The 13,225-nt window shown below is 69.9% G+C and carries 11 protein-coding genes and 2 riboswitches; of the genes, 6 read left to right on the forward strand and 5 right to left on the reverse strand.

The genetic code is table 11. The annotated features are described in order from the left end of the window. Positions 1-66 precede the first annotated feature (66 nt). Positions 67-244: riboswitch (cyclic di-AMP (ydaO/yuaA leader) on the reverse strand. Positions 245-371: 127 nt separating this feature from the next. Beyond that, a complete protein-coding gene (locus tag ACTWLI_RS02910) occupies positions 372-1,190 on the reverse strand; it encodes a M23 family metallopeptidase (RefSeq protein ID WP_445155203.1) in 819 nt (272 codons plus the stop codon). Between the two features lie 4 nt (positions 1,191-1,194). Then, a riboswitch (cyclic di-AMP (ydaO/yuaA leader) is annotated at positions 1,195-1,400 on the reverse strand. 153 nt (positions 1,401-1,553) lie between these two features. Then, on the reverse strand, positions 1,554-2,252 hold the full coding sequence (locus tag ACTWLI_RS02915) for a metal-dependent transcriptional regulator (RefSeq protein WP_445155204.1): 699 nt from the start codon (positions 2,250-2,252) through the stop codon (positions 1,554-1,556). A 335-nt stretch (positions 2,253-2,587) separates the two neighbouring features. Between ACTWLI_RS02915 and serC the strand changes: the two genes are divergently transcribed. Then, a complete protein-coding gene (serC, locus tag ACTWLI_RS02920; RefSeq protein ID WP_445155205.1) occupies positions 2,588-3,715 on the forward strand; it encodes a phosphoserine transaminase in 1,128 nt (375 codons plus the stop codon). Positions 3,716-3,730: 15 nt separating this feature from the next. Here serC and ACTWLI_RS02925 read toward each other — a convergent pair whose 3' ends face one another. From ACTWLI_RS02925 to ACTWLI_RS02935, 3 genes are read right to left on the reverse strand one after another with little or no spacing between them, the layout of a single operon-like run. Continuing rightward, positions 3,731-5,074, reverse strand: coding sequence for an MFS transporter (locus ACTWLI_RS02925; protein WP_445155206.1), 1,344 nt, complete (start codon positions 5,072-5,074; stop codon positions 3,731-3,733). Positions 5,075-5,119: 45 nt separating this feature from the next. Beyond that, on the reverse strand, positions 5,120-5,776 hold the full coding sequence (locus tag ACTWLI_RS02930; protein WP_445155207.1) for a DUF3027 domain-containing protein: 657 nt from the start codon (positions 5,774-5,776) through the stop codon (positions 5,120-5,122). A 7-nt stretch (positions 5,777-5,783) separates the two neighbouring features. After that, entirely contained in the window at positions 5,784-6,167 is a 384-nt protein-coding gene (locus ACTWLI_RS02935; RefSeq protein WP_056739044.1) for a cold-shock protein, read from the reverse strand. 177 nt (positions 6,168-6,344) lie between these two features. On the opposite strand from ACTWLI_RS02935, the gene ACTWLI_RS02940 reads away from it, so the two are divergent. From ACTWLI_RS02940 to ACTWLI_RS02960, 5 genes are all read left to right on the forward strand, one after another. After that, positions 6,345-6,578: a hypothetical protein gene (locus ACTWLI_RS02940; RefSeq protein ID WP_445155208.1), complete on the forward strand. Its 234-nt coding sequence runs from the start codon at positions 6,345-6,347 to the stop codon at positions 6,576-6,578. A gap of 10 nt (positions 6,579-6,588) precedes the next feature. Beyond that, positions 6,589-9,081, forward strand: a complete 2,493-nt coding sequence (locus ACTWLI_RS02945) for a helicase-associated domain-containing protein (protein WP_445155209.1) — start codon at positions 6,589-6,591, stop codon at positions 9,079-9,081. After that, a complete protein-coding gene (locus ACTWLI_RS02950; RefSeq protein WP_056739050.1) occupies positions 9,078-10,724 on the forward strand; it encodes a DNA repair helicase XPB in 1,647 nt (548 codons plus the stop codon). Before ACTWLI_RS02945 ends, ACTWLI_RS02950 begins: the two co-directional genes overlap by 4 nt. An 89-nt stretch (positions 10,725-10,813) precedes the next feature. Further along, positions 10,814-11,524, forward strand: a complete 711-nt coding sequence (locus ACTWLI_RS02955) for a response regulator transcription factor (protein ID WP_445155210.1) — start codon at positions 10,814-10,816, stop codon at positions 11,522-11,524. Between the two features lie 2 nt (positions 11,525-11,526). Then, positions 11,527-13,137 carry an ATP-binding protein gene (locus ACTWLI_RS02960; RefSeq protein WP_445155211.1) on the forward strand — a complete coding sequence of 537 codons (1,611 nt, stop codon included), beginning with the start codon at positions 11,527-11,529 and terminating at the stop codon, positions 13,135-13,137. Positions 13,138-13,225: the final 88 nt, after the last annotated feature.

Raw genomic sequence — 13,225 nt, forward strand, 5'->3', positions numbered from 1 at the left:
GTAAGCGGGCTCACTGGAGCCTCGCCAGCGCGAGAACGCGCAGCATTGTGGCGTGAAGACACGAAAGTAGCCTCTCCCAATGCCTACGAGGTGAGCTGTCGGATTCGGATGGGAGTCACCCGGCCGCGCCGCTTCCTGGGAAGCTTTGCGACTTAACCCCTAGGTCTTCTTGCGAAGACCAAAATTGGTTCCCCCGCCCCTGCCAGACGATGTGATGCGAACGGACCTTGAGCGGTGGCAGAGTTAGGCAATCCACTCAAGAGCGCCAACTTCGGAGAAGTTGGCGTGGTTCAAACGGTACAGCAGTTGGGGCTCAATGTCACATTCAGATCACGGGCGTGTCAAAAAAATGTGAGCTGCCCCTCGGCTAGCTAGAGCCAGCCGAGCGGATCCACGACTTCCCCGTTGACCATCACCTCGAAGTGGAGGTGGCAGCCGGTGGATGCGCCGGTGGTTCCGCTCATCGCCACCACATCGCCGCGTGAGACCTGCTGGCCCACGTGGACGCTGGACGACGACAAGTGGTTGTACGTGGTCTCCAGGCCGTTGCCATGGTCGATCACGACCCGGTTGCCGCCCCCGTAGGGGTGCCAGCCGGAAAAGGTAACGGTGCCGCTCGCGGCGGCGTGCACGGCGGTGCCGCACTGGGCGGCGTAGTCCTGGCCGCGGTGGAACTCGCCGGCCCCGCCGGTGATCGGGCTGACCCGGTAACCGAAGGCCGAGGCGGTGACCATGGAATCAAGCGGGGCTCCCAGGCTGCCGGCGGAGGCGGCGCGCGTGATGGAACCGACCGACTGGGCGCTGAGCAGCTGCTTGAGCCGGCCGTCCGGGTCGCCCTTGGTGGTCACGGCGGTGCGGTTGAAGTTGATCTCGGCGGCGGCGGCCTTCACTTCAGGCTGCGCCGCGGCGGAGACCGAACCGGTGCGGGCGGCGCCGGTGGCTGTCGCGGGGCCGGTGGCAGGCACGGCGACGGTCAGGACCAGGCCGGTGGCGGCCAGGGCAATGCCGGCCTTCTGACCCACTCCGCTGACGGCGGCGAAGTCAGTTACCTGGCGGAACGGGCTGCGCCGGCCGCGGCGCTCGTCGCGGTGCGCGTCACGCGGGCGGCCGGTAAGGACGACGGCGGCCGGGCGCGGCTCCGGAGCGGGGCCGGTCGCACGACGGCGGCCCCTGACGGTCTGGGTGGTCAAGAAGGGTTCCTCTCTGGCTAGCCTGCGAAGTTAGCTGTCGGATTCGGGTCAGAGAGATCAAAGACCCGGTCCGCCGGTGCAAGCATCCAGGCACAGGGGAATCCAAGGACATCCTCGTGGTGTTTGCTTGCCGCTAGCGGACTTCACCCCAAGGCTGCCGCAGCAGCCGTTAGTGGTTCCCCCGCCTCTGCCAGAAGGATGATTCGCCTACTGATCCGCTGGCAGAGCTCGGCTTCGGATCAGATAACGGTTTAGTATCAGTGCTAGTCATCAACTATAGAGGATTAAGACCCGTAGTGATAATTCCGTTATCGGGTTGTGGACAACTTTCCAGGTGTCCGGCGGCCTGCCCCGGGACGGGAGCTACCCCAGAGTAACGAAGACATGGGCGGCGACCTCCGGCGGCAGCTCAAGGGCCCCCTGGATGTCGGGAACCCGGACGGAGATGTATTCGCCGACGCGCTCCAGCGACACGGCGGCGCCCGGGCGGATGCCCCCCTCATCGAGCTGGGCCAGCAGTTCCGGCTCGACCTGGATCGGCTCGGCCAGCCGGTTCACGGTGATCCGGGCGCCCTCCGCGTAGCCGGCCATGGCGTCGAGCAGGTTCACCACGCCGTGCCCCTGTGCCGGTTCGAGCGGCAGGCCGCCGATCTCGGCGAGGCCGGGGATGGGGTTTCCGTAGGGCGAGACGGTGGGGTGGTCCAGCAGTTCGAAGATCCTGCGCTCGACCCGCTCGCTCATCACGTGCTCCCAGCGGCACGCCTCCTCGTGGACGTAGGCCCAGTCGAGGCCGATCACGTCAGCAAGGAGCCGTTCGGCGAGGCGGTGCTTGCGCATGACTTCGATGGCGCGCTTCCGGCCGACGGCGGTCAGTTCAAGGTGCCGGTCGCCGGACACGACGACGAGGCCGTCGCGCTCCATGCGCCCGACGGTCTGGGACACGGTCGGGCCTGAGTGGCGCAGCCGCTCGGCGATGCGGGCGCGGAGGGCGACGATGTTCTCTTCTTCGAGTTCCAGGATGGTCCGAAGATACATCTCCGTGGTGTCGATCAGATCCGTCATTCAGCTCAGCTCCTCGGGCGCCGCCCTTGCGTCTTTCCCACCGTACAGCGCGCGGCGCGCGCCCAGGCGGGATCCGCCGTACGTCACCGTTCAGCCTAGCCTATTGTGAATTAGTCCGGATAATTCCGGGCGTGGCCGCCGCTTGGCAGCCCGCTCCCCCGCCCCGGCGCCGGCCGCGGGTCCACCCGCCCGGGACCGGGTCTCGATGACCGGACTGTGACGGACATTTTTCCCGCCCGCATCGGCCGGTCGGGCAGAATGAAGGAGCAGGTTCCGGCCCCACCGCGCCGGGACCGACCCCAGCCCGCCACGCACCCAGCGAAAATGGAGCCACAGTGAGCGACAGCAGCATCACCATCCCAGCGAACCTCCTGCCCAAGGACGGCCGGTTCGGCGCCGGCCCCTCGAAGGTGCGGCCGGAGCAGATGCAGGCCCTCGCCGACGCGTCGGGACTGCTGGGCACCTCGCACCGCCAGGCGCCGGTGAAGAACCTTGTGGGTTCGGTCCGGACGGGCCTGAGTGATTTCTTCCGCGCCCCCGAAGGCTACGAGGTGATCCTCGGCGTCGGCGGCTCCACCGCGTTCTGGGATATCGCCAGCTTCGGCCTGGTCGAGAACAAGGCACAGCACCTGTCGTTCGGTGAGTTCGGTTCCAAGTTCGCCGCCGCCACCAACAAGGCCCCGTTCCTGGCGGAGTCCTCGATCATCACCTCGGATCCGGGAACCCGGCCGGTGCCGAGCGCGGAAGCCGGCGTCGACGTCTATGCCTGGCCGCACAATGAAACCTCCACCGGCGTCGCAGCCCCGGTCAAGCGCGTCGCCGGCGCGGACGAGGGCTCGCTCGTGCTGGTGGACGCCACGTCCGCGGCCGGCGGCCTGGACGTGGACGTCGCGGAGACCGATGTGTACTACTTCGCCCCGCAGAAGAACTTCGCCTCCGACGGCGGCCTGTGGCTCGGGCTGTTCTCCCCGGCCGCCCTGGAGCGGGCCGCGCGGATCAAAGCCGGCGGCCGCTGGATCCCCGACTTCCTGGACCTGCAGACGGCGATCGACAACTCCCGGCTGAACCAGACCTATAACACCCCGGCCCTGGCCACGCTGGTGACACTGGATGCACAGGTGCGGTGGCTCAACGCCAACGGCGGCCTCGACTTTGCCGCCGCACGGACCGCGGACTCGGCCGGGCGGATCTACCGCTGGGCCGAAGCCTCCCCCTACGCCACGCCGTTCGTGGGCCGCGCAGAGGACCGGTCCAATGTCATCGCCACGATTGACTTCGACGAGTCGATCGACGCCGCTGCGATCGCGAAGGTGCTGCGCGCCAACGGCGTCGTGGACACCGAGCCGTACCGCAAGCTCGGCCGCAACCAGCTGCGGATCGCCACCTTCGTGGCCATCGAGCCGGACGATGTGTCCGCGCTGCTGGAGTGCATCGACTTCGTCGTGGGTGAACTGCAGAAGTAGGCCGGCGGGGACGCGTCAGCGTTCGACGGCGTCGCCCGGGTTCGTCCCCCGGGCGGCGCCGTCTGTGGTTTCCGCGGTCTCCGCATGGCGGTCGCCGCCGTCGGGCACCACCCGGAAGAACCGGAGCCCGCGGGCGCGCCGGTTAAAGGCAATCCGCAGGTGTTTGGCCCGGACAATCCAGACCATGCCGATCAGTGCCGCGGCAACGCCGGAGGCCGCCGCGACGCCCATCGACCAGCGTGCGCCGGCGACGTTCGCCACCCAGCCGACCAGCGGGGCGCCGATGGGCGTGCCGCCCATGAAGATTGCCATGTAGAGAGCCATCACCCGGCCGCGCATGACCGGGTCCGTGGTGGTCTGCACGTAGCCGTTCGCGCTGGTCATCATGGTGATCGCGAACAGGCCGACCGGCACCAGGGCGATGCCGTACCAGAAGTAGTCCGGCGCCAGGGCTGCGAGGCCGGAGGTCACCCCAAAGGCTCCGGCCGCACCGAAGATCACCCGCATGCGGGGTTTCTTCCGTCCCGCCGAGAGCAGGGCGCCGGCGACGGAGCCGATCGCCATGATCGAATTCATCAGGCCAAAGGCGCCGGCGTCGAGGCCGAACTCCGTGCCCACCATGGCGGCGATGAACAGGACGAAGTTCAGCCCGAGCGTGCCGACGATGAAGACCGCCACCAGCACCACCACGATGTCGGGCCGGTACCGCACGTAGCGCAGGCCCTCCCGGATCCGGCCCTTGCCGGCGGCCGCGCGCGGCAGCTGGCGCAGCGAGGCGGACGGGATCTTGGCCAGGCTCAGCAACAGCGCCACGAACGTGACGGTGTTGACCAGGAAGACCCAGCCCGGGCCAATGGCCACGGTGAGCATCCCGGCGACGGCCGGCCCGATCATGCGTGCCACGTTGAAGGAGGCGCTGTTGAGGGCGACCGCATTGGGCAGGTAGTCGTCGCGTACCAGTTCGGAGACGAACGTCTGCCGCACGGGTGCGTCCACGGCGGAGACGACGCCCAGCAGCAGCGCGAAGACGTAGACATGCCAGAGCTGCGCGGCCCCGGAGACCACCAGGACGCCCAGCGCCGCGCTCAGCAGGGCCATCGCCGACTGGGTGAGCACCAGCAGGCGTTTGCGGTTGAAACGGTCGGCGACCAGGCCGGCGACCGGCGCGAGGAACAGCTGCGGGCCCAGCTGCAGGGCCATCGTGATGCCCATGGCCCCGGCGTCCTGGCCGGTCAGGTGGTCAAAGACCAGCCAGTCCTGGGCGGTGCGCTGCATCCAGGTCCCGATGTTCGAGACGAGGGCGCCGATGAACCAGATCCGGTAGTTCAGGATGTGCAGGGACTTGAAGGTGGACCTCATGTCCTGGCCTTCCGCCGCCGCATTCCCCCGAACCGTCCCAAACCGCTAGTCGGCCTCTACCTGGGACGGCGCTTCCGCGGGGGCGTCGTCGTCCTCGGGGGCGGCCTCAGCGGCGTCGTCCTCAGGGGCGGCCTCAGCGGCGTCGTCCTCAGGGTCGGCCTCAGCGGCGCCGTCCTCGGGGGCATCGTCGTTGGCGGGGGCATCGTCGCCGGAGGCCCCATCCTGCGGGGCTTCCCCGGAAGCATCGCCGGCGCCGGACGCGGCGGCCTCGTCCTGCTGGGCGTCCTCGGGCCGTACCCGTTCGGCCCAGGGCACCCACTCCGGGGCCAGGATGGAGTCCTCGGACGGCAGGAGGCCCAGTTCGTTGACGGTGACCACCTTGGAGCGCGAGTTGCGGGTCAGCACCGCGTACCACTGCCAGCCGCTGTAGCCGGGCAGCTTGGACTCGAAGAGGTGGGTGACCAGGCGGTCGCCTTCGCTCTTGGCCGCCAGGTGCCGGCCGATCTGGTCCGCCGGGGCGATGCCCTCCACGGCGGTCCGGGCGGCGTCGACGGCGGCGGCCAGGAACGCGTCGGGTTTACCGGTGCGCCACACGGGCACGCCGTAGCGGGGTTTGGATCCTGCTTTGGAGGCTTTGGCGCCGGCGGCCGCAGCTGCTGCGCCGGCCGCCGGGGCGGCGTTCTGTTCAGGTTCCGGAGTCATGGAGGCCTTACGCGTCCAGCTCGTCGGCGACCTTACGCAGGGCCGCAGCGATGGCCTTGGCCTTGTTGCCCTCCGGGTATTTGCCCGCGGACAGCGTGCCGGAGAGGTTGTCGAGCACCGTCACCAGGTCCTGCACCAGCGGCGCGAGATCCCGGGCGCTGGGCCGCTTGGCCTTCGCGATCGACGGCGTCTTGTCCAGCACCCGCAGGCCCAGGGCCTGGGCGCCCTTGCGGCCGTCGGCCACGCCGAACTCCACCCGGGTGCCGGCCTTCAGGTCCGTGACACCCTCGGGCAGCGCGGACTTGGGCAGGAAGACCTCCTGGCCGTCCTCGCCTGCGAGGAATCCGAAGCCTTTTTCCTTGTCATACCACTTGACCTTGCCGGTGGGCACGTAATCAACCTTCTTCGTTCTGCGGGTGCACGTCCGGCGGCCAGCGCATCCGCATGGTTATGCGGGTTCAGGGTGTGGCCGCCCGGACCGTGTTGGTCTGTTCCTCCAAGGTTATCCTGCCTTGCCCACTTTGGCGGGTTGAGGCACGGGGAGAGCAGCCCTGTTAGCGTTGCCTCCATGATTCCCCAGCGTTTCCGGCGGCCCCTGCTGATCGTTGCGGCAGCCGCCGCCGCGCTGTCCCTGGCGGCGGTCGGCGCCGTCATGCTGATGGCGTTGAACAACTCGGTGGCCCCGGCGTGGGTCACCTCCGCCGCGCTCTACGGTCTCCCGGTGGCGTTCCTGCTGATGCTGGTGCTCGTGGTTGACGCCGTCGCAGGCCGGCGCCGGACACCGGGCCCCGGCGAAAGGTAACGTTGGACTGATGTCCCTCATCCGCGCGCTGAGCAAGGAACTGCAGGCCCGCAGCGACGACTCGTTGCGGGCGCTGTTCGCCGCGCGGCCGGACCTGATGTCGCCGCCGGTGCCGGATTTCGCTGCCCTCGCCGCCCGGGCCAGCGGCAGGGTCAGCGTGCAGCGGGCCCTGGAGCGTCTCAACCGTCCGCAGATGCAGGTCCTGGAGACGCTGTACCTGTGCACCAACACCGACACCGGGCAGAGTGCGTCCGCGGCCACGCTGAAGCGGCTGATCAACGGCGCGACCCTCGCCGCCCTGGAACCGATCCTGCAGGCGCTCCAGGACCTGGCCCTCGTGCACCGCGCCGAACCGCCGCACGGGACCGGCGCGGCCGCGGCACGGCAGCGGCATTACCTGCCCGTGGGCAGCCTCCGGGACGTCATCGGCATCTACCCCGCGGGCCTGGGGCGAAGCTACACCGAGCTGGTCCGGCTCCAGCCGGCCTTCGCCCAGCGCGTGGTGCACCTGGTCGGCGAGCTGCACCAGGCCGGCGCCGACGTCTCCCCGGCGACGACGCCGATGGAAGCGGCACTGTCGCTGCAGCACTGGACGGCATCCCCCGAGGCCCTGCAGGCGCTCCTGGCGACCGCCCCGGAGCGCACGGCGGCGCTGCTGGCACGGTTCGGAAACTGGGCCATGGGTGCCGTGCCGCAGGCGCAGCGCCGCGCCTCGGTACTGAACGAGGGGCCCGACGTCGGCCCCGTCGACTGGCTGCTGGCCCGCGGGCTGCTGGTGCCGCTGGACGCCGCGCACGTGGAACTTCCGCACAGCGTCGGTGTCGCGCTCCGCGGCGGGTATGTGATCTCGCACTTCACGCTGACCCCGCCGGCGCCGACCCTGGGGCAGACCAGCGCGGCCCTGCGCCGGAACGCCGCGCTCGGCGCCATCGCCGAAACGCTGCGGCTGGCCGGCGAACTGCTGCACACCGTCCGTGAGCAGCCCCTCACCACCCTGCGCAGCGGCGGGGTGGGCGTCCGGGAGATGAAGCGGCTCGCCGACGCGCTGCGGATCGGCGTGCACGAGGCCGGCATGCTGGCCGAGCTGTGCGCCCTCGCGGGGCTGCTCCGGCTCGATGTGGACAGTTCCGCCTGGGTCCAGGCGCCGCAGCTGGAGTGGCTGGGCCTGCCCCGGCAGGAGCAGTGGCTGTGGCTGGTCAACGCGTGGCTTGCCAGCGAGCGGGTCCCGTCGCTGGTCGGGCAGCCGCTCAGCGGCACGCCGGCCGCGCAGGCGCACCGCGGAATGGCCGGCAGCACCATCAATGCGCTCTCCGCCGAAGCGCAGCGGCCCGACGCCCCGGTGGTCCGGAAACGGATCCTGGAAATCCTGAACGAACTGACCCGGGAGGCCGCCGCGGCCGACGGGGACGCGCCGGTGCTCGACGCCGCCGCCGTGCTGGAACGTGCCGACTGGTCCCAGCCAAGGATGGCCCGCCGCTTCAGCTCCCTGGTCCAGGGTGTCCTGGCCGAAGCCGAAATGCTCGGCCTGATCGGCTCCGGCGCCCTGAGCCAGATCGGCGCGGCGATCGCCGTCGAACAGCCCGACGCGGCCCTCTCCATCCTCGGCGAACACCTCCCCGCGGCGCTGAACCATGTGCTGCTCCAGGCGGACCTGACCGCCGTCGCGCCCGGCTACCTGGATCCGGAGCTGAGCGAGAAACTCCTGACCATGTCCGACGCGGAGGGCCAGGGCCCCGCCACGATCTACCGGTTCTCCGTCGCCTCGGTCCGGCGGGCGCTCGACGCCGGCCAGGACGCGGCTGCCCTGCTGGAGTTCCTCCGCGACCATTCGGCGACGGCGGTCCCGCAGCCGCTGCAGTACCTCATCGAGGACACCGCCGCCCGCCATGCCAGGCTCCGGGTGGGCGCCGCGGGCAGTTTCATCCAGAGCGAGGATGAGACGGCGTTGCTGGAACTGCTGAACAATCCCGCCGCCGCCGGCCTTGGCCTGGTCCGGATCGCGCCCACGGTGCTGGTCAGCCCCGCGCCGGCCCGGGACGCCGCCGCGCTGCTGCGCGGGCTCGGCCTCTCCCCCGCGGTCGAGGGCGACGGTTCTGCCGTTCGGCTGCGGCGCAGCACCGCCGCGCCCGGCAGCGCCCGCCCTGTCTACACCGCCCCGCGCACGGCCCCCGAGGACGCCGACGTCGACGCCCAACTGGCGGTGCTGCGGGACGCCGGCACCCGCGCCGACGCCGGAACGGCGGGCGGCCGCGGCGGTACGGGCACCCCCGGCGAGGCCGCCACGCAGCTGGGCCTGGAGACGCTGCAGAAGGCGATCCGGCTCAAGCAGCGGGTCGTGATGAACATCGTCGACAGCCTGGGGAATGCGACCCGGGAAACCGTTGTTCCGGTAGCAGTGAATGGCGGGCGTGTGCGGGTGTTTGATCCGGCCAAGGAAACCGAGCGCGTCCTCTCCATCCACCGGATCATCGACATCGAAGCCACCGAGGAACTGCTCCAGTGAATGACGGACCGCTGATCGTCCAGAGCGACAAAACCATCCTGCTGGAAGTGGACCACGACCAGGCGACGGAGGCGCGGCACGCGATCGCCGCGTTCGCCGAGCTGGAGCGCGCCCCCGAACACGTCCACAGCTACCGGCTCACCCCGCTCGGCCTCTGGAACGCCCGGGCGGCCGGGCTGGACGCCGAACAGGTCCTCGACACCCTGCTCAAATACTCCCGCTTCCCGGTACCGCACTCGCTGCTGATCGACATTGAAGAGACCATGTCCCGCTACGGTCGGCTCCGGCTGGAGAAGGACCCGCAGCACGGGCTCGTGATGCGCACCTCCGACTACCCGGTCCTCGAGGAGGTCAGCCGGGCCAAGAAGATCGCTCCCCTGCTGGGCCCCCGGATCGACGCCGAAACCGTGGTGGTGCACTCGTCCCAGCGCGGGCAGCTTAAGCAGCTGCTGCTGAAGATCGGCTGGCCCGCCGAGGATTTCGCCGGCTACGTCGACGGCACCCCGCACCCGATCCTGCTCGACGAATCCGGCTGGAAGCTGCGGCCGTACCAGCAGCTGGCGACGGAGAACTTCTGGGCCGGCGGCAGCGGCGTCGTCGTCCTCCCCTGCGGCGCCGGCAAGACCCTGGTGGGCGCGGCTGCGATGGCGACCAGCTCCACCACCACGCTGATCCTGGTCACTAACACGGTTTCCGCCCGGCAGTGGAAGGACGAGCTGCTCAAGCGCACGTCGCTGACCGAGGAGGAAATCGGCGAATACTCCGGCTCGGTCAAGGAAGTCCGGCCCGTCACGATCGCCACCTACCAGGTGCTCACCACCAAACGGGGCGGCCTCTACCCGCACCTGGAACTGGTCGACGGCAACGACTGGGGCCTCATCATCTATGACGAGGTCCACCTGCTGCCGGCCCCGATCTTCCGGATGACCGCGGACCTGCAGGCCCGCCGGCGCCTCGGGCTGACCGCCACCCTGGTCCGCGAGGACGGCCGCGAGGGCGAGGTCTTCAGCCTGATCGGGCCCAAACGCTACGACGCCCCGTGGAAGGACATCGAGGCGCAGGGATACATCGCGCCGGCGGACTGCGTGGAGGTCCGGGTGGACCTGCCGCGGGACGAGCGGGTGGCCTACGCCATGGCCGAGGACGCGGACAAGTACCGGCTCTGCGCCACGTCCGAGACCAAGACCGGGATCGTGGAGCGGCTTGTCGCCGAGCACGCGGGCGAGCAACTGCTCGTGATCGGCCAGTACATCGACCAGCTCGACGAAATCGGCGAGCGCCTGCAGGCCCCGGTCATCAAGGGCGACACCTCGGTCAAGGAGCGGCAGCGGCTCTTTGACGCGTTCCGCGCCGGGGAGGTCCAGACCCTGGTGGTCTCCAAGGTGGCCAACTTTTCCATCGATCTGCCGGAGGCCTCGGTGGCGATCCAGGTGTCCGGGTCCTTCGGCTCCCGCCAGGAGGAGGCGCAGCGGCTGGGGCGGCTGCTGCGGCCCAAGCAGGACGGCCGCGCCGCCCGCTTCTATTCCCTCGTGGCCCGGGACACGCTGGACCAGGATTTCGCCGCCAAGCGCCAGCGCTTCCTGGCCGAGCAGGGCTACGCCTACCGGATCATGGACGCCAAGGACGTCGGCGCAGGCGGCTAGGCCGCGGGTAGGCGGCGGGTAGCTGGCGCCCAAACAACACACATCTGCTGTTCAGAAAACTCACAGAGTCTGGGAGCATCATGGGAACCATGAAAAAGAACGGTCCCGAAGCCAAGCTGCTCGTCGTCGATGACGAACCCAACATCCGCGAGCTGCTCTCCACCTCGCTGCGCTTCGCCGGGTTCGACGTCGTCTCCGCCGGCACCGGCCGCGACGCCCTCGCCGCCGCCGAACTCCACGCCCCCGACCTCGCCGTCCTTGACGTCATGCTGCCGGACATGGACGGCTTCACCGTCACCCGCCGGCTCCGCGCGGCCGGCAAGCACTTCCCCGTGCTGTTCCTGACCGCCAAGGACGACACCGAGGACAAGGTCACCGGGCTCACTGTCGGCGGCGACGACTACGTCACCAAACCGTTCAGCCTCGACGAGGTCGTGGCCCGGATCCGCGCCGTGCTCCGCCGCACCCAGCCGCTCCAGGACGACGACGCCGTCATCCGCGTCGATGACCTGGAGCTCGACGACGACGCCCACGAGGTACGCCGCGGCGGCACCGTGATCGAGCTGTCGCCGACCGAATTCAAGCTGCTGCGGTACCTGATGCTCAACCCGAACCGGGTGCTGTCCAAGGCGCAGATCCTGGACCACGTCTGGGAGTACGACTTCAACGGGGACGCCTCAATCGTCGAGTCCTACATCTCCTACCTCCGGCGCAAGGTGGACATCGACCCCTCCGCCCCGGCCCTGATCCAGACCAAGCGGGGCGTCGGCTACGTGCTGCGGACGGCCGAGAAGCGCTGACCTTGCTGCACCGCTGGAAGACGGCGTCGCTGCGCTCGCAGCTGGTCGCCATCATGATGGCCCTGATGCTCGTGGCACTCACCGCCACGGGCGCGGGCACGCTCGCGCTGCTGCACAGCTACCTGCAGGGCCAGGTCGACGACAAGCTCAAGGCCGCCGTCGGAACAGCGCGGCAGCAGCAGTCCTTCAGCCAGCTGCAGGACCAGAACTCGAACGTCCCCACCGACTACTCGTTGATGCTCTTCAGCCCGGGCCAGCCCACCTACATCTTCGGCGGCTCGAAGGGATCGCGCCCGGCCATCGCCGACATCACGCCCGAACAGGCACACGAACGGGGCGAGGCCCCGTTCCAGGTCCGCGGCACCGACGGGCGGAACTGGCGCGTGGTGGCGGTCAACGTCCTCGACGGCAACCAGCGGGCCGCCGTCGTCGTCATCGGGCTGCCGCTCTACCCGGTGGATTCGGTCATGGAGCACGCCACGCTCGTGGTGGTCGGGGTGGGACTGCTGACCCTGGTGCTGGCCTTCTTCATCGCCACCTGGACCGTCACCCGGTCCTTCCGGCCGCTCGCGCGGGTGGAGAAAACCGCGGCCGCGATCGCCGCCGGGGACCTCTCCCGGCGTGTGGAGGTGGAAAATCCGGACACCGAAGTCGGCCGGCTCAGCCGGTCGCTGAATGCCATGCTGGCGCACATCGAAGCCGCCTTCGCCGCGCGGATGGCGTCCGAGGCGCGGATGCGCCGGTTTGCCGCGGACGCCTCCCATGAACTGCGCACCCCGCTGGTGACCATCCGCGGCTACTCCGAGCTGTACCGGCACGGCGCGCTGTCCACCCCGGAAGACGTCGGCACGGCCATGAGCCGGATCGAGAGCGAGGCCAAGCGGATGGGTGCCATGGTGGAGGACCTGTTGTTGCTGGCGCGGATCGATGAGCAGCGCCCGCTGCAGCAAAAGCCCGTGGACCTGCTGCTGATCGCCCACGATGCCGTGGTCGACACCCAGGCCAGCGACCGCAGCAGGGTGATCTCGCTCCGCGGGCTCGACGGCGGCGCAGGCGCCGCAGCTCCGGTGATGGGCGACGAGGCCAAGCTCCGGCAGGTGGTGGGCAACCTGGTCGGCAACGCCCTGCGGTACACCCCGGAAGGGTCCCCGATCGAACTCGCCGTGGGCGTTCGGACCGACGACGCCGGAATCCGCCACTCGGTGATCGAGGTCCGCGACCACGGTCCCGGCGTTTCGGAGGACGAGGCCGCCAGGATCTTTGAGCGTTTCTACCGGGCCGATACGTCCCGGACCCGGGAAACGGGCGGCAGCGGCCTGGGCCTGGCGATCGTGGCAGCTATCGTGGGTTCGCATTCAGGCACGGTCCGGGTGCAGCCCACCGAGGGCGGCGGCGCGACCCTCGTGGTCAGCCTGCCGTATCTGGCGGAAGCGGAGGCACACGCGGAGGCGCCGGCGGAGACGGCCGACGACTCGGCCGACGACTCGGCCGACGCCGGAGCCGGAGCGCCGCAAGCCGGCCCCGAGGCGTCGGAGGCCGGCGCCGAAGCGTCGGAGGCATCTGCGGGTGCATCGGGTCCGGAGACTGGACGCGGCGGCGCAGCCCGCGGCTAGGTTTTCCACATAGCGGCTTGCACCGCTATGGCCAGCGGCGCGGACCGGCCTACGCTCGCAGTGTCCGGAAGGTCCGGACGACCCCCAC

The sequence above is a fragment of the Arthrobacter sp. Hor0625 genome (assembly GCF_052567525.1).

Bases quoted from the DNA above. Each gene is read 5' to 3' on its own strand.
- ACTWLI_RS02945 (WP_445155209.1), top strand. From the start codon at position 6,589: ATGTCCCTCATCCGCGCGCTGAGCAAGGAACTGCAGGCCCGCAGCGAC.
- ACTWLI_RS02940 (WP_445155208.1), top strand. From the start codon at position 6,345: ATGATTCCCCAGCGTTTCCGGCGGCCCCTGCTGATCGTTGCGGCAGCC.
- ACTWLI_RS02955 (WP_445155210.1), top strand. From the start codon at position 10,814: ATGAAAAAGAACGGTCCCGAAGCCAAGCTGCTCGTCGTCGATGACGAA.
- ACTWLI_RS02925 (WP_445155206.1), bottom strand. From the start codon at position 5,074: ATGAGGTCCACCTTCAAGTCCCTGCACATCCTGAACTACCGGATCTGG.
- ACTWLI_RS02930 (WP_445155207.1), bottom strand. From the start codon at position 5,776: ATGACTCCGGAACCTGAACAGAACGCCGCCCCGGCGGCCGGCGCAGCA.
- ACTWLI_RS02915 (WP_445155204.1), bottom strand. From the start codon at position 2,252: ATGACGGATCTGATCGACACCACGGAGATGTATCTTCGGACCATCCTG.